This is a genomic window from Micromonospora rhizosphaerae (assembly GCF_900091465.1).
In the GTDB taxonomy this organism is placed as follows: domain Bacteria; phylum Actinomycetota; class Actinomycetes; order Mycobacteriales; family Micromonosporaceae; genus Micromonospora; species Micromonospora rhizosphaerae.
On the sequence record NZ_FMHV01000002.1, the window covers coordinates 4518424 to 4537939 of the forward strand.

24 protein-coding genes are annotated in these 19516 nt (G+C 71.7%); 14 read left to right on the forward strand and 10 right to left on the reverse strand.

Annotated features, from left to right (window positions below):
- The first annotated feature begins 31 nt into the window (after nt 1-31).
- Both GA0070624_RS21135 and GA0070624_RS21140 read left to right on the forward strand, forming a co-directional pair.
- Nucleotides 32-835, forward strand: a complete 804-nt coding sequence (locus GA0070624_RS21135) for a polyprenol monophosphomannose synthase (protein WP_091343715.1) — start codon at nt 32-34, stop codon at nt 833-835.
- Nucleotides 836-890: 55 nt separating this feature from the next.
- Nucleotides 891-1427 carry an FxsA family protein gene (locus tag GA0070624_RS21140; RefSeq protein WP_091343717.1) on the forward strand — a complete coding sequence of 179 codons (537 nt, stop codon included), beginning with the start codon at nt 891-893 and terminating at the stop codon, nt 1425-1427.
- A gap of 71 nt (nt 1428-1498) precedes the next feature.
- On the opposite strand, the gene GA0070624_RS21145 is transcribed toward GA0070624_RS21140, so the two are convergent.
- Nucleotides 1499-1840: an RNA polymerase-binding protein RbpA gene (locus GA0070624_RS21145; protein ID WP_091349210.1), complete on the reverse strand. Its 342-nt coding sequence runs from the start codon at nt 1838-1840 to the stop codon at nt 1499-1501.
- 227 nt (nt 1841-2067) lie between these two features.
- Between GA0070624_RS21145 and GA0070624_RS21150 the strand changes: the two genes are divergently transcribed.
- Complete coding sequence (locus GA0070624_RS21150; RefSeq protein WP_091343719.1) at nt 2068-3549, forward strand: peptide MFS transporter; 1482 nt, start codon at nt 2068-2070, stop codon at nt 3547-3549.
- A gap of 9 nt (nt 3550-3558) precedes the next feature.
- Here the strand turns inward: GA0070624_RS21150 and GA0070624_RS21155 are convergent, their stop codons facing one another.
- Nucleotides 3559-4149 carry a pyridoxamine 5'-phosphate oxidase family protein gene (locus GA0070624_RS21155; RefSeq protein WP_091343721.1) on the reverse strand — a complete coding sequence of 197 codons (591 nt, stop codon included), beginning with the start codon at nt 4147-4149 and terminating at the stop codon, nt 3559-3561.
- 202 nt (nt 4150-4351) lie between these two features.
- Entirely contained in the window at nt 4352-5485 is a 1134-nt protein-coding gene (locus GA0070624_RS21160) for a coiled-coil domain-containing protein (RefSeq protein ID WP_091343724.1), read from the reverse strand.
- 144 nt (nt 5486-5629) lie between these two features.
- On the opposite strand from GA0070624_RS21160, the gene GA0070624_RS21165 reads away from it, so the two are divergent.
- A complete protein-coding gene (locus GA0070624_RS21165) occupies nt 5630-6139 on the forward strand; it encodes an NUDIX hydrolase (RefSeq protein ID WP_091343726.1) in 510 nt (169 codons plus the stop codon).
- Nucleotides 6140-6145: 6 nt separating this feature from the next.
- On the opposite strand, the gene GA0070624_RS21170 is transcribed toward GA0070624_RS21165, so the two are convergent.
- Nucleotides 6146-6796, reverse strand: a complete 651-nt coding sequence (locus GA0070624_RS21170; protein ID WP_091343729.1) for a LysE family translocator — start codon at nt 6794-6796, stop codon at nt 6146-6148.
- Nucleotides 6797-7007: 211 nt separating this feature from the next.
- Here GA0070624_RS21170 and GA0070624_RS21175 point away from each other — a divergent pair, with 211 nt between their 5' ends.
- Nucleotides 7008-7439, forward strand: a complete 432-nt coding sequence (locus tag GA0070624_RS21175; protein WP_141715119.1) for a hypothetical protein — start codon at nt 7008-7010, stop codon at nt 7437-7439.
- Nucleotides 7440-7534: 95 nt separating this feature from the next.
- Nucleotides 7535-8089, forward strand: a complete 555-nt coding sequence (locus GA0070624_RS21180) for a GNAT family N-acetyltransferase (protein ID WP_091343733.1) — start codon at nt 7535-7537, stop codon at nt 8087-8089.
- 79 nt (nt 8090-8168) lie between these two features.
- Here the strand turns inward: GA0070624_RS21180 and GA0070624_RS21185 are convergent, their stop codons facing one another.
- On the reverse strand, nt 8169-8579 hold the full coding sequence (locus GA0070624_RS21185) for a YkvA family protein (protein WP_091343735.1): 411 nt from the start codon (nt 8577-8579) through the stop codon (nt 8169-8171).
- Nucleotides 8580-8750: 171 nt separating this feature from the next.
- Here GA0070624_RS21185 and GA0070624_RS21190 point away from each other — a divergent pair, with 171 nt between their 5' ends.
- Complete coding sequence (locus GA0070624_RS21190; RefSeq protein WP_091343737.1) at nt 8751-9236, forward strand: DnaJ family domain-containing protein; 486 nt, start codon at nt 8751-8753, stop codon at nt 9234-9236.
- Nucleotides 9237-9270: 34 nt separating this feature from the next.
- On the opposite strand, the gene GA0070624_RS21195 is transcribed toward GA0070624_RS21190, so the two are convergent.
- The 3 genes from GA0070624_RS21195 to GA0070624_RS21205 all read right to left on the reverse strand — a co-directional run bounded on the left by GA0070624_RS21195 (nt 9271) and on the right by GA0070624_RS21205 (nt 12443).
- Nucleotides 9271-9837, reverse strand: a complete 567-nt coding sequence (locus GA0070624_RS21195) for a maleylpyruvate isomerase N-terminal domain-containing protein (protein ID WP_091343740.1) — start codon at nt 9835-9837, stop codon at nt 9271-9273.
- An 858-nt stretch (nt 9838-10695) separates the two neighbouring features.
- Entirely contained in the window at nt 10696-11481 is a 786-nt protein-coding gene (locus GA0070624_RS21200; RefSeq protein ID WP_091343742.1) for an ABC transporter permease, read from the reverse strand.
- Entirely contained in the window at nt 11478-12443 is a 966-nt protein-coding gene (locus GA0070624_RS21205; protein ID WP_091343745.1) for an ATP-binding cassette domain-containing protein, read from the reverse strand. Before GA0070624_RS21205 ends, GA0070624_RS21200 begins: the two co-directional genes overlap by 4 nt.
- 96 nt (nt 12444-12539) lie before the next feature.
- On the opposite strand from GA0070624_RS21205, the gene GA0070624_RS21210 reads away from it, so the two are divergent.
- Complete coding sequence (locus tag GA0070624_RS21210; RefSeq protein ID WP_218105237.1) at nt 12540-13277, forward strand: TetR/AcrR family transcriptional regulator; 738 nt, start codon at nt 12540-12542, stop codon at nt 13275-13277.
- 374 nt (nt 13278-13651) lie between these two features.
- Nucleotides 13652-14389, forward strand: a complete 738-nt coding sequence (locus GA0070624_RS21215) for an alpha/beta hydrolase (RefSeq protein ID WP_091343747.1) — start codon at nt 13652-13654, stop codon at nt 14387-14389.
- Nucleotides 14390-14537: 148 nt separating this feature from the next.
- Here the strand turns inward: GA0070624_RS21215 and GA0070624_RS21220 are convergent, their stop codons facing one another.
- Both GA0070624_RS21220 and GA0070624_RS21225 read right to left on the reverse strand, forming a co-directional pair.
- A complete protein-coding gene (locus GA0070624_RS21220) occupies nt 14538-15005 on the reverse strand; it encodes an HNH endonuclease (RefSeq protein ID WP_091349212.1) in 468 nt (155 codons plus the stop codon).
- A 53-nt stretch (nt 15006-15058) separates the two neighbouring features.
- Nucleotides 15059-16318: an aromatic ring-hydroxylating oxygenase subunit alpha gene (locus tag GA0070624_RS21225; protein WP_091343749.1), complete on the reverse strand. Its 1260-nt coding sequence runs from the start codon at nt 16316-16318 to the stop codon at nt 15059-15061.
- A 180-nt stretch (nt 16319-16498) separates the two neighbouring features.
- On the opposite strand from GA0070624_RS21225, the gene GA0070624_RS21230 reads away from it, so the two are divergent.
- From GA0070624_RS21230 to GA0070624_RS21250, 5 genes are read left to right on the forward strand one after another with little or no spacing between them, the layout of a single operon-like run.
- Entirely contained in the window at nt 16499-17206 is a 708-nt protein-coding gene (locus tag GA0070624_RS21230; RefSeq protein WP_091349215.1) for a hypothetical protein, read from the forward strand.
- 6 nt (nt 17207-17212) lie between these two features.
- Complete coding sequence (locus GA0070624_RS21235) at nt 17213-17776, forward strand: MauE/DoxX family redox-associated membrane protein (protein ID WP_091343751.1); 564 nt, start codon at nt 17213-17215, stop codon at nt 17774-17776.
- Nucleotides 17773-18321: a hypothetical protein gene (locus GA0070624_RS21240; RefSeq protein WP_218105238.1), complete on the forward strand. Its 549-nt coding sequence runs from the start codon at nt 17773-17775 to the stop codon at nt 18319-18321. Before GA0070624_RS21235 ends, GA0070624_RS21240 begins: the two co-directional genes overlap by 4 nt.
- The gene (locus GA0070624_RS21245) at nt 18318-19259 is read left to right on the forward strand and encodes a peptidoglycan-binding domain-containing protein (protein WP_176731805.1); all 942 of its coding nucleotides are present in this window, start codon (nt 18318-18320) and stop codon (nt 19257-19259) included. The genes GA0070624_RS21240 and GA0070624_RS21245 overlap by 4 nt, the downstream gene beginning before the upstream one ends.
- A gap of 26 nt (nt 19260-19285) precedes the next feature.
- Nucleotides 19286-19435 carry a hypothetical protein gene (locus tag GA0070624_RS21250; RefSeq protein WP_218105239.1) on the forward strand — a complete coding sequence of 50 codons (150 nt, stop codon included), beginning with the start codon at nt 19286-19288 and terminating at the stop codon, nt 19433-19435.
- The last annotated feature ends 81 nt before the right edge of the window (nt 19436-19516 follow it).

The window sequence follows — 19516 nt, forward strand, 5'->3', positions numbered from 1 at the left end:
TGCCGGTGCGTCGGCGGAAGGCGGTGCGAGGGTGGGCGAGGCAGCCGACAGGCGGACGATCGGCCATCCCGGGTTGGGGCGGGTCCTCGTGGTCATCCCCACCTACAACGAGGCCGACAACGTCAGCCGGATCGTGGCGCGGGTCCGGGAGGCGGCGCCGGCGGTGGAGATCCTCATCGCCGACGACAACAGCCCCGACGGCACCGGAGTCATCGCCGACGCCCTCGCCCGCACCGACCCGCGGGTGCATGTGCTGCACCGCGAGGGAAAGCAAGGGCTCGGTACGGCCTATCTGGCCGGGTTCGCCTGGGCCCGCCAGCGCGGCTACGACGCGGTGGTGGAGATGGACGCCGACGGCTCGCACGCCCCGGAGGATCTGCCCGCCCTGCTCGACGCCGCCTGCGACGCCGATGTGGTGATCGGCTCCCGGTGGACCCGGGGGGCCCGGGTGGTGAACTGGCCGCTGCGCCGGCTGGTGCTGTCGCGCTGCGGGAACCTGTACGCGCGGCTGGCGCTGGGCATGCCGGTCTCGGACGCCACCGGCGGCTACCGGGTGTACCGGTCGGCCGCTCTGGAGGCGATCGACCTGGAGTCGGTCCGCTCGCAGGGCTACTCGTTCCAGGTGGAGCTGTCCCGGCTGGCGCACCGGGCCGGGGTGCGGATCGTGGAGGTGCCGATCACCTTCGCCCAGCGGGAACGCGGCACCAGCAAGATGAGCCCGCTGATCGTGGCCGAGGCGCTGTGGCGGATCACCACGTGGGGGTTGCAGGACCGGCGTACGGCGGTGCGGCGGGGCCTGCACGGCACCCCGGACGGTCAGGTCCGGTGGCCGTGAGCGTCGGCGTGTCATGCTTGAGGAGCGTGATGACGCCCATGGCTTATGAGGTGAGATGCGCCGAGGACTGAGGTTCGTACCGCCGGCCCTGCTGCTGCTCGCGGTGCTGGAGTTGGCGGTGTTCGTCCTGGTGGGCCGGGGGATCGGCTTCGGTTCCGCGATGCTGCTGGTGTTCGCCGCGTCCCTGCTCGGGCTGGTGCTGCTGCGCCGGGAGGGGATGCGGGCGTGGCGGGGCTTCCGCGCCTCCGTCAACGCGGGCCAGCCGCCGGGCGGGCAGGTGACCGACGGCCTGGTGGGGCTGGCCGGCGCGCTGCTGCTGGCGATCCCCGGGCTGGTCAGTGGCCTGTTGGGGCTGTTGCTGCTGGTGCCGCCGGTGCGCCGGCTGGCCCGGTCCGGGGTACGACGTGCCGCCGAGCGCCGGGTGTCGTCGAGGGTCGCCGGTGACCTGTTCGGCCCGCGCCGGGTCCGGGTCCGCCGGGGTGCCCCGCAGCCCACACCGACCCAGACCGCCCAGCCGGCGCAGACCGCCCAGCCGGGCACCGACCCGGGGCGGGCCATCGAGGGTGAGATCATCGAGCCCGGCCGGCCCTGAGCCGGGCCGCCGAGACGACGAAAACGCCCCCGGGAATGTTTCCCGGGGGCGTTCGCGTCAGTTGGTGTGGCTCAGGCGCGGCCGCGGCGGGCCCGCACCTCCTGGAGCCGCTCGGCGAGGATGTCCTCCAGTTCGGCGATCGAGCGACGCTCCAGCAGCATGTCCCAGTGGGTGCGCGGCGGCTTGGCCTTCTTCTGCTCCGGCTCGCTGCCGTCGACCAGCCGGGCGACGCTGCCGTCGAACTTGCACTCCCAGGTCGTGGGGACCTCGGCGTCGACGGCGAACGGCACCTCGAACTGGTGGCCCTTGGCGCACAGGTACTCGCGGGTCTGACGCGGCGCGAGCTCGGTGTTGCGGTCGGATTCGTAGCTCACCGCGCCCAGGCGGCTTCCGCGCAGCATACGCTCGCCCATGATCGACTTCCCCTCGTTCGTGGTGGTGCTGGTCTTCTTGGTGTAACGGTCCGTCTCCGCCCGGACATTCCCGCCCACGTCGGTGGATCGGACGCGCGGACGGCCCCTGCAAGGGTAGCCGCCCACGGCAGCCGCCCGGCGGAGTCGTCCCCTGCCGGGTGGAAACGGTGGAGTGTTTTGGCTGTCACCGGGGATGTTAGCCGCCCCAGGGTGGACGGGAGGTTGCGATGGCAGCTGACGCGCCGATCGAGAACCGACCGCCCTCGGAGCGGACCTTCTTCGGTCATCCGAGGGCGCTGGCGACGCTGTTCCTCACCGAGATGTGGGAGCGGTTCAGCTTCTACGGCATGCGGGCGATCCTGGTGCTCTACCTGACCGCGGCGGTGGCCGACGAGGGGCTGGGCATGCGGGAGTCCACCGCCAATGCCGTCTACGGCACCTACAACGCGATGGTGTACCTGATGGCGCTGCCCGGGGGCTGGGTCGCCGACCGGCTCATCGGGGCGCGGCGTAGCGTGCTGTGGGGCGGCGTGGTGATCGCGGCCGGCCACTACGTGATGGCGGTGCCGGCCGGGTGGAGCGTGTTCGTCGGCATGACGCTGATCGTGCTCGGCACGGGCCTGCTCAAACCCAACATCTCGACCATGGTCGGCGACCTGTACGAGCGGGACTCCCCGCGCCGCGACGCCGGGTTCTCCATCTTCTACATGGGCATCAACCTGGGGGCGTTCATCGCCCCGCTGATCACCGGCTTCCTCGGCGAGAAGATCAACTGGCACCTGGGCTTCGGCGCCGCCGCGATCGGCATGACCTTCGGGGTGCTGCAGTACGTCCTGGGCGGGCGCAACCTGGGCGAGGCCGGCGTCCGACCGGCCGACCCGCTGCTCGGGGCGGACCGTCGCCGGGCGCTCACCCGCGTCGCCGTCGCCACCCTGGTGGTGCTGGTGGTGCTCGCCGCCCTGGCCCTGGCCGGGCTGTTCACCGTGAACAACGTGGTCAACCTGCTCACCATCGTCACCGTGCTGGTCACCATCGCCTATTTCGCCCGGATCCTCGCCGATCGGGAGATCAGCGGCACCGAACGCAGCCGGATGAAGGCGTACCTGTGGCTGTTCGTCTTCGCCGCGGCGTTCTGGCTGATCTACGACCAGGCCGGGTCGGTGCTGAACATCTTCGCCGCCGACCGCACCGACCGGGACGTGCTCGGATTCACCTTCCCGGCGTCCTGGCTCCAGTCGGTCAACCCGATCCTGATCATCATCGGCGCGCCGCTGGCCGCCTGGCTCTGGCTGCGGCTGGGGCACCGGGTGTCCACGCCGATGAAATTCGCCGTCGGTCTGGTGCTCAACGGCGTGTCGTTCGTGCTGATGGCCGCCGCCGCCCAGGCCGCCGTCGGCGGCGACCTGGTCTCCCCGTGGTGGCTGATCGCCGTGTACGCCATCCAGGTCGCCGGTGAGCTGTCGCTGAGCCCGGTCGGCCTGTCGGCCACCACCAAGCTCGCCCCGGTCAAGTACGCCAGCCAGATGATGGGCCTGTGGTTCCTCGCCGTCGCCGTCGGTGACGCGATCGGTGGGCAGGTGGCCCGGCTCGCCGAGACCTGGCCGGAGCCGACGTACTTCCTCACCTTCGGGTTGGCGTCGGTGGCGCTGGGACTCGGCGCGGCGATGTTCGCCCGGCACATCCGGCACCTGATGGCCGGCATCCACTGACCGGGCCGCTCAGCCGGCCGGGGTGGGCGGGAGGGGTAGCGGCAGGCCGGGCAGCCCGTCGATGCTGGTCCCGACGTGGTCCTTCTTCGCGAAGTAGTCGCTCAGCGAGGCGTCGTCCTCGCGCGCGAAGCGCTTGGCGTGCAGGTCGCGGTCGGCGTCGTAGGTCATCAGCGGCACCGCGTAGCCGCAGGTGTCGCGGATCAACTCGGCGCGCACCAGGATGATCGCCCGCAGGCCGTGCACGCTGGTGTCGATGTCCGGGAAGAGCCCGATCAGATCCATCCACCGGGGATCGTCGCGGAACACCGGCTCGCCCCGCCCGTGCACCCGCACGATGTTCGGCGGGCCGGAGAACGCGCACCACATCAGCGTGATCCGGCGGTTCTCCCGAAGGTGGGCGACGGTCTCGGCGTTGGAGCCGGCGAAGTCCAGGTAGGCGACCGTACGGTCGTCGACGACGGCGAAGGAGCCACGCAGGCCCTTGGGGGAGAGGTTGATGGTGCCGTCGCCGGCCAGTGGCGCGGTGGCGGTGAAGAAGAGTGGTTGGTTCTCGATGAAGGAGCGGAGCCGGCCGTCGATGCGTTCGTACGTCTTTCCCACCTGGGCATCATCGCCGCTGGTGGAGGTCGCCCGCTGACCCGTCCCAGTCCTCGGGGAGGTCCGGTCGCTCACTCGGGCAGGGCGAACTGCTTCCGCAGCCAGCCGGCCGGGTGTGGCCGGGACGCCGGCGTCGAACGGCAGGGTCCCGGACAGGATCGCGGCGCCGGCGTACCGCGAAAGTTGAGCAGTCAACATCTGGGGGTCAGGCGCTCTCGGGCTGGCGGGACCCGAGCCGGGCCAGGGCACTGGCGAGGTCGCTGACCTGGTCGGCCAGCTGCGCCGCCCGCCGCTGGGCCAGGTCACGGTCGGCCTCCGTGGCCCGCAGCCGTACCGTCAGCTCCGCCAGCCGGGCCTCGGCGGCCGCGGCGGCGTCGCGGGCCGCGGCCAGGTCGGCTGCCAGCGCGTCCCGTTCGTCGGTCCGGACCGCCAGCTCCTGGCGAGCCGCCGCCGCCGCTGCCACCGCCTCCTGCTGCGCGGCCTCCGCCCGGCCCCGCGCGTCGTCCGCCTGCTGACGGGCCCGGTCGGCCCCGGCGGCCTCCGCTCGCGCCCGGGCGGCCTCCGCGCGCCCGGCCTCAGCCTCGGTACGCGCCTGCGCGGCCTCGGTGCCCAGGCGCTCGGCCCGCTCCAGGGCCTCGCCGGCCGAGCGGGCGGCCCGCTCGGCGTCGCCGCGTGCGATATCCCGCTCGGCGGTCAGGTCGGTGCTACGCCGCCGCTCGCCCTCCAGCTCCGACCGGAGGGTACGCAGCTCGTGGCGGGCGGTGCCGCGGTCCCGCTCGGCCTGCACCCGCAGCGCCTGCGCCGCGCTGGCCTCCCGCCGCGCCTCGTCCCGGGCCGTCTCGGCCTGCTCCGCCCGCTCGGCGGCGCGGGCGGCCTCCGCCGCAGCCCGGTCGGCCCGCTCGCGGGCGGCGTTCCGGTCGGCGACCGCGGCGCGGGCCTCCTGGCGGGCCCGGGCCGCGGCCGCGGCGGCGTCCTCGGCGTCGCGGCGGGCCTCATCCCGCTCGGTGTGCGCGGCCGCCACGTGGGCGGCCGCGTCGGCGCGCAACTGCGCCAGCTGCCGCTCCACCCCGGCGGGGGAGAGCTCGGCGTGCAGCGCCTCGGTGAGGGTCGCCACGATCTGATCGAGCCGGTCCACCGCCTCCCAGGTGCGGGCGACCTGGCCGGGCAGGCCGGGGGCGTTGCGGTGCCGCATCCGCGAGTTGCGGGAGGCCCGCTGACAGGCACCATCGTTGTCCCGGCAGTATCGGAACGGCCGGCCAGCGCCGGCGCGCTGCGGCACCTCCCGTCCACAGTGGGCGCAGGGGCGGGTGTCGGCGGCGGGGGCGGGCTGGGCGTCCATCGAGGGCGAAGTCTAGTGGTGGTGTGCACCAACGTTCGGCCCACGGCGCGGTCCGTTCCGGGTGGCGTGGCGGGGCAGCATCACCGCGGGAGGTGGCCGGGACGGGCCGGTGGCACCGCGACCCGCGGCGGTAGGGTGCGGCGCATGGCGATCTCCCCGTACATCATTCGCATGCGCAAATACATCGGCAGCGAACTGCTCCTGCTGCCCGGGGTCAGCGCGGTGGTGCGCAACGACGCCGGGCAGGTGCTGCTGGCCCGGCGCAGCGACAACGGCCGCTGGTCGCTGCCCGCCGGGGTGATCGACCCGGGCGAGCAGCCGGCCGACGCGGTGCTGCGGGAGGTCCTGGAGGAGACCGGCGTGCGCGTCGAGATCGAACGGGTGGGCGGCGTCGCCACCCACCCCGTCGTCTACCCCAACGGCGACGCGTGCGAGTACCTCAACGTGTGGTTCCGCTGCCGCCCGGTCGGCGGCGCCCCGACGGCCGACCACGACGAGTCCACCGAGGTCGGCTGGTTCGACCCGGACGACCTGCCCGAGCTCGACGACTGGTCGCGGCTGCGGATCGACACCACCCTGCGCGAGGACGACCCCACCTGGCACGCCCGGCCGGGCGAGCGGCATCCGGCGCTCGGGCAGCCCGACGCGCTCTGACGCGGTTCAGGGGGTGGCGACGGCGGCGCGGGACCGGTCGGCGGCGATCCGCACCGCGAGGCCGGCCAGCACGCTGCCCATCACGTACCGCTGCGCCCGCGCCCACCCCGGCCGCCGCACGAGGAACGCCGACACCGACCCCGCGGTGAGCACGATCAGCGCGTTCACCGTCAGGGCGATCACGATCTGGGTGAGGCCGAGCAGCAGGCTCTGCACCGCCACGTGACCGCGCGCCGGGTCGATGAACTGCGGCAGCAGCGACATGTAGAGGATCGCGATCTTCGGGTTGAGCAGGTTGGTGACCAGGCCCATGGAGAACAGCCGCCGCGGCGGGTCCGGCGGCAGCGGGGCCGGGGTGAACGCCGAGCGGCCGCCGGGCCGCAGCGTCCGCCAGGCCAGCCAGAACAGGTACGCCGCGCCGGCCAGCTTCACCGCCGCGTACAGCGGTGGCACCAGCACGAAGACCGTGGCGATCCCGGCCACCGCGGCGGCCAGGTAGACCAGGAAGCCGACGGCCACGCCGAGCAGCGAGATCAGCCCGGCCCGCCGCCCCTGGGTCACCGACCGGGACACCAGATAGACCATGTTCGGGCCGGGCGTGAGCACCAGACCCAGCGCCACGAGGCCGATTCCCACCAGCGCGCCGAAACTCACCATGACGTCCCCCGTCTCGTCGACATGACCTTGACGCTACGCCTGGGCGATCACGTCCTGAACCCGCCCGTAGAGGTGATGGTCCCCACCTACAGCGGCGGTCCTGTCCGAACGCCTTCTTTGCGCCGTTTCCCATCCGCCGTACGGTGGCTTTCATCTGGTCTTCGACTGAGGCCCACGACGGCCGACGGTGGCGATGTACCGGGAGCATCCCATGAGGCAGAAGCTGCAGCAGGCTCTGGTCAGTACTGCGGCGCCTTTGCTCCAGGACGGCGAACGGCCGGAGGTGGCGAGCGGCGCCCGCATAAATATGTCAATCAAGGCGAACCTGGCGTGGGGCGCGGCGTCGGCCATCCTCACCGGAGGGAACTGGGTCACGACCGGCGACGACAAGCAGTGCTACGTCCTGCTGACCGACCGACGGTTGCTGCTGCTCCAGTCGCACTGGCTCACCTTCCGGCCGGTCGCCAAGGTCCTCGCGGAGCTGCCCCGCCCGTCGCTGGTGGTCACCGATGTCGCCCGTGGGTTGATGACGTCCTTCACCGTCTCGGCCGCCGGCCACCCGGACGCGATTCGGCTCTCGTTCGCGTTGACCGAACGAGGGGAGAGCATTGCCCTGCTGAGGGCGCTGGGGGCTGCTGCCTGAGCTGCTTTCCGACCGGAGCCAGCGCGGACACCGCAGCGCCCCAGCCACAATCAGGGCCGTCGCCGTGGGCGGGACGAAGGGGTCACACTACTGGGATGTCCGTTCTACTGCGAGCGGTCGCGACGGCCGGTGCCCCGGAACTCGTGCTCCGCCCGTGGCGCCGTCACGACCTCGACGCCCTGCTGGCGGCGTACCGGGATCCGGTGCTGCGCAGCTGGACCCGGTACCCGGTCACCACGAGGGCGGAGGCCGTGGCGTTCCTGCGGCGCAGCCGGCAGGGCTGGGCGGCCGACCGCCGGTTCAGCTTCGCGGTGCTCGAGCCGTGGCCGGACGGGGAACGGTTGGTGGCGAACGTGGTCCTCAAGGACGTCACGGCGGGACGGCCGTACGCGGAGGTGGGTTACTGGACGGCGGCGCCCGCGCGGGGCCGCGGGGTGGCGCCCCGGGCCGTCGCCGCCGTGACCGAGTGGGCGTTCGCGCGCTTCGCCGCAAGCGGCCTGGCCCGGCTGGAGCTGCTGCACCAGGTCGACAATCCGGCCTCCTGCCGGGTGGCGGCGAAGAGCGGGTACGTCCTGCAGGAGGTGCTGCCCGCCCGGCCGCCGTTCCCCCGCGACGGGCACCGGCACGTCCGCTGGCGCGGCCGATCATGACCCCGGTGGGTGCATCCGCGCGGGATCACCAGCCAGCCAGGACGGGCGCCGCCGCTGAGGCGGCGCGGAGCTGGCGGCGTCAGCGGTCGGCCGGTTCGGGGTTGGTGGGGCCGAGCAGCCGGTTCAACAGGCGCGGTTCGCCCGGCCAGGCGGCGAGCAGCACCTCCCGGGGGACCTGCCGGCCGGCGTAGCGCAGGGCGAGGGCGACCACGACGATGTCGTCGAGCGGGCCGATGACCGGCAGGAACTCGGGGATGAGGTCGATCGGGCTGGCCAACCAGAGCCCGGCGAAGACGATGGCGATCTTCGCCCGGCGCGGGACCCGCGGGTCCTTTCGCAGCCGACGCACGGTGGTGAGGCAGTCGGGGATGAACGCGGCCAGGTCGCGCAGGATGCCCGGGGGCAGCCGCCGGGCCAGCAGCACCAGCAGCGCCCAGCTGGCGATCAGACAGGCCAGCGCCACGCCGAGCCCGATCAGCCAGTCGCGCACGCCGGTGGTCCCTCCTGACGCCGGTACGGGCCGTCGCCGGCGACCCCACCGAGGAATGTACGCCGGGTCACCGCCGGCTGCCGGGCACGAGGGGCGGGGAATTCCCCGGCCACCGCGCGCGCTGAACCCGACCGCAGGCAGCGGATACGGTGGGTGCGGGAGGTGTCGAGGGTGACGACTGGCTGGGAGGCGACCGTCGAGGCGCAGATCCGTTCGGCTCAGGAGCGCGGCGAGTTCGACGGCCTGCCCGGGGCGGGCAAGCCGATCCCCGGCCGGGACCTGCCGTACGACGAGTCCTGGTGGATCAAGAGCTTCCTGGAGCGGGAGGCGCTCCCCACCGACCTGCTGCTGCCGACCCCGCTGCAGCTGCGCCGCCGCATCGAGCAGCTCCCCGACGAGGTGCGCGACCTGCCCACCGAGGAGTCGGTGCGAACGTTCGTCGCCGAGCTCAACGCGCAGATCGTGGCCTGGCTGCGTACCCCGACCGGGCCGCGGGTGGTGGTCCGCCCGGTCAACGCCGACGACACCGTACGCAGGTGGCGCGCGGATCGGGAGCGGACGGCGGCGGAACGGGTCGCGGCGGCGGCCGTGGAACCGGCAACCGCCCCGCCGAAGGCCCGCCGCCGCTGGCGTCTGCCGTGGCGGCGCGGCCGCTGAAGGTTTCCCTGCCGGCTGGGCGAGCACTTTCCGTTCACTGAATCGCCGCCCGCCAGCTCCAGCTGGTGCGCCGTGGACGGTCGCCGAGTTCGGCGCGGCCGGTCATCCAGAGCAACACCTCCGGAGCGTTCCCGGCCGGGTCGCCGGGGAAGAGCCGGCGCAGCACCCCGGCGGACAGCCGCGCGGGTGGTTGCCAGGAGAGGCCGAGCCCCCGGGTGATGTCGTACGTGTGCAGCAGGGTCTCGGCGACGCCCATCGCGGCGAATCCGCCGGGGTCGCAGGGCCCCCAGTGCCAGGCGCGGACCTGTGGATCGGCGGTGTCGACGGCGGCGGAGAGCAGTCCCGCGCACGCGGCGACGACCGCCAGGACCTCCGCGGGCCTCGCGTCGTCGCGTACCCGCAGGTCGAAGGGGAGGTAGCGGGCGGCGGGGCGGCCGGTCACCTGGCCGGCGTAGGCCAGCAGGTCGTGCGCCACATGAGCGGCGGTGGTCCAGCAGGACCACTCCAGGCCCCCGGCCGGCACCGCCCAGTCCCGGTCGGTGACCGGACCGAGCACCCGCGCCATCTCGTCGACCGCGGCCCGCACGTCCGCCCCGGACATCCCCGTCATGCGGCCCAACCCTGCCAGCAATCCCGCCAGGCGTCGATCCGGGGAATTATCAGATAACCGTTACTGGTAATCCGATAGCTAAGAGCGGGGGGACAGAACGGACATAGCGCCGCTACATCATAATGACAGTTCCTTGGCGTAAGGAATCACGCTGGTGTGCGCCGTGGGCGGCTGGCCGGACGGCGCGCCTGATGGTGTCCTCCGGGTAGGAGGTGAGGCGCGCCGTCCATGTTCGGGTGTTCCGGGGGAGAGGGCGACGGCGAGCAGGCGTTGAGGTACCGCACCGCCAGCCTGGTGCGTCAGCGGCCGCGCTGCTGCGATGGTCGACCGTGATCGTCAGCGCCAGCCGGCACGCGCTGGGTCCGGTCGGGTCCAGACGCCAGCACAGCTGCTGCCCTGCCCGGGTGCATTCGAGCAGGCGCGGTGGATCGACCCGGATCACCTGTCCGGACTGGGCCGGGAAGAGGTGGTTGTCCTGACATGGTTCCCCCTCATCCGTGACCGCGACGAGTCGATCAGACGGGCCTGGCGCACAGGCAGAAGGGCTTGCCGACCGGGTCCAGGAAGACGTCAAACGTCCTACCGTTGCGCGGGACCCGCGTGGAGCCCGGTGCCTGGGCCGCCTCCTCTGCCGTTCTCAGGTCGCCGTGAAACCTCGCCGTCGGGCTGCCAGTTCAGGCGGCAGGAGGTCGTACACGGTCATGGTGAGCATCTCACCATTTCCGGCATGCCGTAGTGCGAGTGCTCTGGGATACGCCAGCGCCCGCAGCGACATCCTGCGGGCGCTGTTGCGGACGTACGGCGACTCGATACCACAGGGGCCAGCGATCGGCGACGCGGGAAGTTCCCCTACAGCCCGGCGCGGGCGAAGCGGCGTACCGACAGCGGCACGAAGATCACCAACAGCAGGGCGAGCCACAGCAGGGTCGAGGTCACCGGATGCGCCAGCGGCCAGGCGGAGTCCGGCCCGGGGATGCCGGGATTGCCGAACAACGTCCGGCACGCCGCGACCGTCGAGCTGATCGGGTTCCACTCGCAGACCGCCCGTAGCCAGGCCGGCATCCCGCCGGTGGGCACGAAGGCGTTGGACAGCATGCTGATGGGGAATGTCAGCGGCGCCAGGTTGTCCGCGGTCTGAGCCGACGGTGCCACCAGCCCGAGGAAGGTGCCGATCCACGACATCGTGTAGCGGAACAGCAGGAGCAGACCGATCCCGGCCAGGACCGATCCGACGCCGTGGTGGGCCCGCCAGCCGACGGCGAGCCCGCAGGCCAGCAGGACCGTCAGCCCGAACAGTCCGGTGAGCCCGTCCGCACCGGTCTGGCCGAGCGGCACGGCCGCCCGACGGGTCGGCATCGAGCGCAGGCGATCCATCACGCCACGCTCCTGGTCCGTCGCGACGGTCACCATCGCCGTGGACATGGCGGTCACGGTGGTCATCACGAACAGCCCGGGCATCAGGTACTCGCGGTAGTTCCCGCCGCCTGGTACGGCGATGGCACTGCCGAACACGAATCCGAACAGCACCACGAAGACGGCCGGCCCCATCAGCATGGCGGCCAGGGTTCCGGGCTGGTGACGCAGTTGGAGGAGCTTCCGTACGGTCAGGGTCCAGCCGTCGGCCAGGAGAGTCATGCCATCACCTTCGGGGTCTCGGCCGTCGACGCGGTCTGCTTGCCGGTCAGGGACAGGAAGACGTCGTCGAGGCTCGGCTCGCGGACCCCGACGTCGCGGATCCCGATGCCGGCCGCGTCGAGCTCGCGCACGACCCGCGGCAGCGGCGGCACCGCGCCCACGGCGGCGACCACGATGTGCGGCCCGTCCGCCTCCGGCGGCTGACCGGTAAGGTTCTCCAGCACCGCCATGGCGCCCGGCAGGTGGTCGGTTGACTCCACCACGACGTCGATGTGGCTGCCGATCCGGGACTTGAGCTGGGCCGGGCTGCCCTCGGCGATCAGGTGACCGTGGTCGATCACGGCGACGGCCGAGGCGAGCTGGTCCACCTCCTCCAGGTACTGGGTGGTGAGCAGCACGGTGGTGCCGTCGACCACCAGGTCGCGGACGGACTCCCAGACCCCGATCCGGCTCCGGGGGTCCAGCCCGGTGGTGGGCTCGTCGAGGAAGAGCACTTTGGGGGCGCGCAGCAGGCTGGCGATCAGGTGGATGCGGCGACTCATGCCGCCGGAGTAGGTGCCGACCAGCCGGTCGCCGGCGTCGGCGAGATCGAAGCGCTCCAGCAACTCATCGGCACGCCGCCGGGCGCCACGCACGCCCAGCCGCGAGAGCCGGCCGAAGATCCGCAGATTCTCCCGGCCCGTCAGCGCGTCGTCGAGTGCGGCGTCCTGGCCGGCCAGCCCGATCACCCTGCGAACGCTGTCCGGTTCGCGGGCCACGTCGAACCCGGCGACGACGGCCTGCCCGCCACTGGCTCTGGTGAGCGTGCTCAGGATCCGCACGGTGGTGCTCTTGCCCGCGCCGTTCGGGCCGAGCAGCCCGAAGACGACGTGCGGCGGCACCGCTAAGTCCAGGCCGGTCAGCGCGGCGACGTCGCCGAAGTCCTTCCGCAGGCCGGTGGTGTACACGATCGGATCATCCATGACCAACCCCTTAACTGGGTACGCCGTATGCGGTTTCACCGTAGCCAACTGGGTACGGCGTACGCAAGTCGCTGGTGGGCGCGTAGAATGGCTGGCGTGGCCGAGCTGGAACCGATCATCTGGATGCGACCGGAGAAGCCCGCCCGAGGCCCGGCGCCGACGTACAGCCGTGAGCGGATCGCCGCGGTCGCGATCGAGATCGCGGACTCCGAAGGCATCGACGCTGTCTCGATGCGACGCATCGCCAAGGAGCTCGGCACCGGCGCGATGACGCTCTACCGCTACCTGCCCGCCAAGGAAGACCTGTACGCGGTGATGATCGATCATGCGGTCGGCTTCGAGCCTCAGGAGCCGACCGGCGACGTCCGCGCCGACCTGGCGACCCTGGCTCGCCGCCACCGGCAGATCCTGTGTCGGCACCCCTGGCTCGCTCCACTCCTCGCCGGCCGGCCGATCATCGGCCCCAACGTCCTGCGCGGCACGGAGCGCGACCTCGCCCTGCTCGGCGGTTGCGGCCTGAGCATCGACGAGATGCTCGACGTGCTCAACCCGATTCGCCACTGGGTCAACGGTGCCGTGCAGGCCGAGTTGGCCGAGCGGGCCGCCGCGGACCAGTCCGGCGTCGATCGCCTCGCCTGGCAGCAGCGCATGGGCCCGTACCTGACGACCCTGCTCGCGACCGGCGAGTTCCCTCACCTGAGCCAGATGATCGAGGAGTCCGAGTTCGGTGACGCCGACGAGCGGTTCGAGAACGGGCTGGCGATCCTCCTGGCCGGAGTCGAGACCCGGCTTCCGGCGATCGCCGGGAGCACCAGGCCGCCATCTGCCGCGTAGGCGCACCGGCGCGGACGCCCCAGCCCCGGGGCGTCCGCGCGGCACTCCGCGGCGCTACCCGACGGCCGTGCACACCACCCCGTTGACCGTGAACGCCGACGGCACCTCGTTGCTCCCCGTCGAGGTGGCGCTGAAGCCAACGGTGGCCTAAAGCCCTTCAAGCGAGTGGCTCCGTGGCATCCGGCCACGGAGCCTCCACAAAAACCTGTAGGCGGACCACGGCGACTACTGCTAGTTTTCCGGAGGCCGTGCGAGAGAACGCCGAGGTGGTACCCGTGAACGCAGTATCGACATGGGTGCTCCCCTCCGGGGTCACGGTCGGGCGATAGGTCGTCCGGGAGCGCCGTTCAAGGGCACTCCCGAAAGGCACGACCATGCAATTCACTTCCGAACAGCGCCTCGACGACAGCGTCCTCGAACGCAAATTCACCCTCGGCGAGATCCCCGGCGTCCTGTGGACGCCTGGATCCGCATCCGCATCCGCACCGGCGCCGCTGATCCTGGTTGGCCACCCCGGCGGACTGCACATGATGTACCCCCGACTGGTGGCCCGGGCCCGGCACTCCGCGGCGGAGGGCTTCGCCGCGGCCACCATCGAACTCCCCGGGAGCGGTGACCGGCCCCGTTCCGCCGCCGCCGAGGAGGCCCGCGCCGACCTGCGCCGGGCGCTGGAGGCCGGCGAGCCGGTCGACGACGAGATCGTCGACCGGCTCGTCCTCCCGCTGGTCGAAAAGGCGGTCCCGGAATGGCGGGCCGCCCTGGACGCCCTCCTTTCGCTGCCCGAGATCGGCGGCCCGGTCGGGTACGCGGGAGGGGTGATCGCCATCGGTCTCCGGCTGGCGGTGGTCGAGCCGCGCATCTCGGCCGCCCTTCTGTTCGCCGGGAGTTTCGTGCCCCGCACCATGTTCGAGGAGGCCCGGCAGGTCACCATTCCGCTGCAGGTCCTGCTGCAGTGGGACGACGAAGGAAACGACCGGCAGCTGGCCCTGGACCTGTTCGACGCCTTCGGCTCCAAGGAGAAGACGCTGCACGCCAATATGGGCGGGCACACCGGCGTCCCGCAGTTCGAGGGGGACGACGGGAACCGGTTCTTCGCCCGGCACCTGAAGTGAGGCCGGGCCGTCAGGCCGGCAGCAGACGATAGGAGCTGTCGGCCAGGATGCCGCTCATCGAGGACAGGTCCCGGCCTCCTCGACGGTTATGGCCGGCAGATGCACAACCGCCCCGACCGCGGCGGCTAGCTAGTTCATGCAGCCGCTGTCAACCCGCTGGGCGGCCGTAGCTGGCGCGGCCTTCGGCAACCTGGCGTGCTTGCCGTTCGCGCCACCGCTTCTGCGCATCGCTGTTGCAGTGCCGGCAGACCTTGCGATAGCGGCCGGTGCGGGGATCGATCTCGCGGTCGTGTCCATTGCGGCACTGAGGTTGCTGTTTCCGGCTGCGGCAGTTCTCGGCATGACTGACCTGACGCAGGTGGGTGGGCTCAATACAGTCCGGCGCACCGCAGACGTGGTGAACGTCCAACTCAGGGTTGTAGTCGCCAACGAAGACAACAAACGCGGCGATGTGGGCCCACGCCCGACCCGCCACCTTCTGGTGCACGCCACGCTGGTTACCGTAGCCATGCACGACGAGGCAGCCGTCTTCCGTGCGTACTGAGCGGTCCAGCAAGTACGTCTGGAGCGTTTCCGCCGTGAAATGGCGGGACAAGCCAGTGATTTGCGAGAGCACGTCGCGAGGGTAGAGCCCCCCTCTGACATCCCCCACGGTCGGCGACGGCCGCCTCACTGTCCACCGGCCGCTGTCCCGGGCCACCGCTCCCGACCAGCGAGAAGTGCCCGTCCATCAAGTGAATCTGGGCTGCCGTCGGGTTCTTGGTCGCCGTTGCGGGATACGCAGGCGGCCGTGACCGCGGCCACGGGGTCCTGGTAGGCCCGGGCGAGGAAGCTCATCCACTGATAGACCGCGTCCTCGTTCGGCGCCAACGGTCCTACCCGGTAGTGGGGCGACGACAGCCCACGCTGGACCGACTCGCACGCCGCCCAGTCCTCGCGATTCGTGATGTCCCAGAACTCCACCGCGTACGCCACCTCCGTCACGTCCTGCGGCACGTACCAGCTGCACTCGACTCGCGTCCGGTCCGGCGCGAGCGGGTCGATGCGGTGCGTCATGACGTAGTCGGGGTGTGCCGAGATCAGCAGGTTGGGCAAGAGCCCGACGTACCGGACCGTGCGGCGGGGAGCCCCGTCGATGAACAGCCCGCGTGACCGACCGTCCAGCGACATGGTTTCGGCGTGCTCCCGCAGGTCCATCGAACCGCCGATCCAGGCACCCGGCAGGTCCCAGTTGTCGCCCGATGTCGGCGGCGAGACCCGGCAGAGCTCCGGGTGGATGCGCGGGCAGTGGTAACACTCGTGGTAGTTCTCCACGATCACTTTCCAGTTCGCCGCGACGTCGTACACGTGGCGGTCGCCAAGGCGCAGGCGCTGGGGCTGGTACGGCTCGATCAGCCCGTCCAGGGCGCCGAGGTATTCGGCGAACGGGGGAGCCTCGCCCGCCGCGTTGACGAACACCCAGCCCTGCCATTGCGTTACCGGCAGCTCGATCAGGCCGTGGTCCGCGGGATCGAACCCCTCCACTCCGCCCATGGCAGCCGCCGCCGCCAGCGTGCCGTCCAGCCGGTAGGCCCATCCATGGTAGGGGCACACGATCGCCGCCCGGTCCGCTGTCGCGCCCGCGGCCAGCAGTTCGTGGCCGCGGTGCCGGCACACGTTCGCCAACGCTCGCACAGTCGCGCCGTCGAAGGTCAGGAGCACCCCGATGTCGCCGACGGTGACCGCCCGCTGGTTGGCCGTCCCGCGCAGCTCCTCGTGCCGGCCGACGCAGACCCAGCTTCCGCCGAAGAGGTGTCTGCGTTCCCATGCCAGCACCGCCGGCGAGGTGTAGGCGCGGGCCGGCAAGGTCCGTGAGCTGCCGAATGGCAACGACGCCGCGACGAGGTCGTGCGCGTCCAACGGTGCGGCTGGGCCATCGAAGCGATCCACCGCAACCTCCTGCCGCCCGTCATCACCCGCGCGGCGCTCCCGGGTGGCCCCGATCAAACCATCGCAGGGGTACGAGCGGTCAAGGGGTGGTGACGGGAGCACGACATCGGGCTTGTCAGGATATTTGCGCGCACGGATAATTCAAGGCCACCACGTTGCTACCCACGGGGGGTGGTGGGGATGGCAGCCGCGGAGGCACCTGTCGCACACCGCGCCATGGACGGCCGCCGGTTCCTGCTCAGCGGCCCACTCGACTTCAGCGCGCCGTTCACCTCGGTGGTCGAGCTGACCATCGCCGGCCGGGAGCACGAGTTCACGGCCGGCTCGGTCGGCCTGGCCGACGAGCTGGCCCAGGCGCTCGGCGTCACCGACTTCGACGAGCAGCTCAACTATCAGGGCGGTGCCCTGTTGACGGCGCGCGTGACGTCGTACGACGCGCAGGTCCAGCTCGACGAGGACCGGCTGGTGGCGGCGTGGCGAGGGCGCCGGTACTGCTTCGTCACCCAGCTGTACGGCGCCTCGACCGCAGATCTGCTCGCGGTGCTGCGGACACTTCGGATCGCTGAGCACGGCGACGGTCTCGCGGTGCGTCCCGATGCCAGTGCCGGCAGCCGGATCGCGGCGCCGGCAACCGTGATCAAGCAGGTGCCCGGACTCGGCCTGCTGGACCTGGCGCCGCTCACCGCCGAGCGCGCGCGACAGTTGCCGTCGTGGCGCGGATTGCGGACCCGGGCGGGAGAGCTCTTCCGGGACACGCTCTCGGACGGCAAGCCGTATTTTGTGCTCGCCGCCGCGGACACCTGGGTGACCGTGCTACCACTGGCCGACACCGTGGTCGACCGGGTACCGGACCTGGTGGACCGGCTACGCGTCCAGTCGGTCGAGTAGGCCGTCGTGTCCGCCCTGGTGGCCAGCGTGGCGGCGTACACCGTGCTGCTCACCCTGCTCACCGCCTGCGGTGAGCACCTCTCGAAGCCGGCGGCCCTGTCGACCGCGGTGGCCGCCCACCGGGTGGTTCCGGCGCCGTCCATCGTCGCGGCGCTGGTGATCGCGACCGAGGGCCTGCTCGGCGCAGCCGGAGTCGTCGCCCTGCTCCGCGACGGCAGTGGCCGGCTGCTGGCCGTGGTCCTGGCCGGCAGTGCCGCACTCCTTGCCACGTACGTGGGCTACGGCCTGTACGTGAGGTCGACTGGGCGGGCCGTCCCCTGTGGGTGCTCGCGGGTGGAAGTGCCGATGACCGGCTGGGTGGTGGCGCGCGCGGCCACGCTCGCCGGCCTGGCCGTGGTCGGATCACTGCTGTCCGGCGCGGTCGTGCCGGTGGGGCGAGCCAGCACCTCACTCACGATCGTCCTGCTCGCCGCAGCGACGTTCACCGCGCTCCTGGCGCACCTGCCCGCCGCCATGCACGACCCGGATCAGCCGCCCGTGCCGGTGGAACAAGGAGGCGTACCCGGATGAGTTTCCAGACGAGCGCGCTGATCCTGAGCTGGATCGCGATTCTGCTGCTGGCCCTCGTGGTGTCCGGCCTGGTACGTCAGGTGCACGCCCTGTCCAACGGCGCGGTCGGCCGCCCTGCGTCCGTCGGCCTGCGGCCCGGCTCGCCGGCGCCCCGGTTCCGTGACCTGGCGCCGCCGGCCCCGAACACCCTGGTCCTGCTCTTTCTGGTCCCCAGCTGCACGACCTGCGGCCAACTGCTCGACGAGGCCGCGGAACAAAGTCAACGGACCGATGCCGTGCTTCGAGTCCTCTACCGGCAGGCTGTCCCGCCACAAGCGGCAGACCTGCCGATGACCGTCCTCGGCGAACAGGGGGACCTGTTCGACCGGTACGACGTCATCGCCACCCCGTTCGCGGTCGTGATCGACGCGACCGGGCGCATCCGGCGATCCGAGCCGGTCGGCTCCCGGGCGGCACTGCGCCACCTGCTCGACCAGGCCGACAACTCGTCCGGCGGCGGTGCCGGGCCGACCGTCCACCCGAGCCCACAGGGAGGCACGCTGTGACCACCCTCGACGCCGTACCCCCGCTGAGGGGGACAGACCCCGGTACCGGCACCGCGTCCCGGCGGCGCGGGCCGGCGAATCGGACCAGGAGTCGTTTCACCCTGTCCTGGGCGCTGTCCCGGCGCACGCTGCTCCAGGCCGGCACTGCGGTGGGAATGGCCGCGTTGAGCATCTTCCCGGCCGCGCGCCGCGCCTACGCCGACGGATACACGATCTACGGCGGGTGCCCGACGTACGCCACGGACCACAACTGTTCCCCCGGCTGCGGTCCGAGCCCGATCTTCGGCGATGCCTGCAACACCAGCGGCACGTACGCCGGCTTCCACAAGAACAACGGCACGACCTGGAAACTGCGGCCGAACCAGTGCTACGCCGGCACGTACGACGGCTGGCTGTGGCGCTACCAGGGCGCGTGCGGCGCCTGCGCGTGCCATGTGGAGCGCCGGTGCCACGACGGGTACAAGAAGACCAGCTCGGGCTGGGTCAGGTCGATCTGCCGCTGGAACACCAGCTGCGGCTGCCTCTCCTCGGTCAGCTGGCCGACGACGAAGCGGGGCCAGACCGGCACGAACGTCTACACCGTGCAACACCTGCTGACCGCGCGCGGCTATCCCACCACGATCGACGGGATCTTCGGCAGCGGCACGGAGACCAGGGTGAAGCAGTTCCAGACGGCCAAGGGAATCACAGCGAGCGGTGTTGTCGACGCCAAGACGTGGTCCGCCCTCGTGATCACCGTGCGCTACTCGAACAGCGGTCAGGCCGTGAGCGGCGTGCAGCGGCAACTCAGGAAACACGGATACAGCCTGCCCGTCACCGGGTACTTCGGTTCGCAGACCGATGCCGCGGTACGGGACTTCCAGCGGAAGAACGGGCTCTACGTCGACGGAATCGTGGGACAGAACACCTGGCGCACGCTCACCGGCGGCAGGGTATGACGAGTCGTCAGCCATCCGTAGGACCCGTGCGGCCGCTGCGCCGCTGGGTCACTGACCCGCTCGTACCCGTCCTGCTGCTCACCGCCGGCGCGATGCTCTCCGCCGCGTACGGGCACGTGCTCACCTGGGCGATTGTCGGCGGGCTCGCCGGCTACACCCTCTCCGGCTCGGTTTGAACCCGCAACAGCGCGTACGCGCTGGCCTCGCCCGGGCGGCGAGATCGCAACCCGCAGGGGAAGCTCCTCACCCTGTTCGTC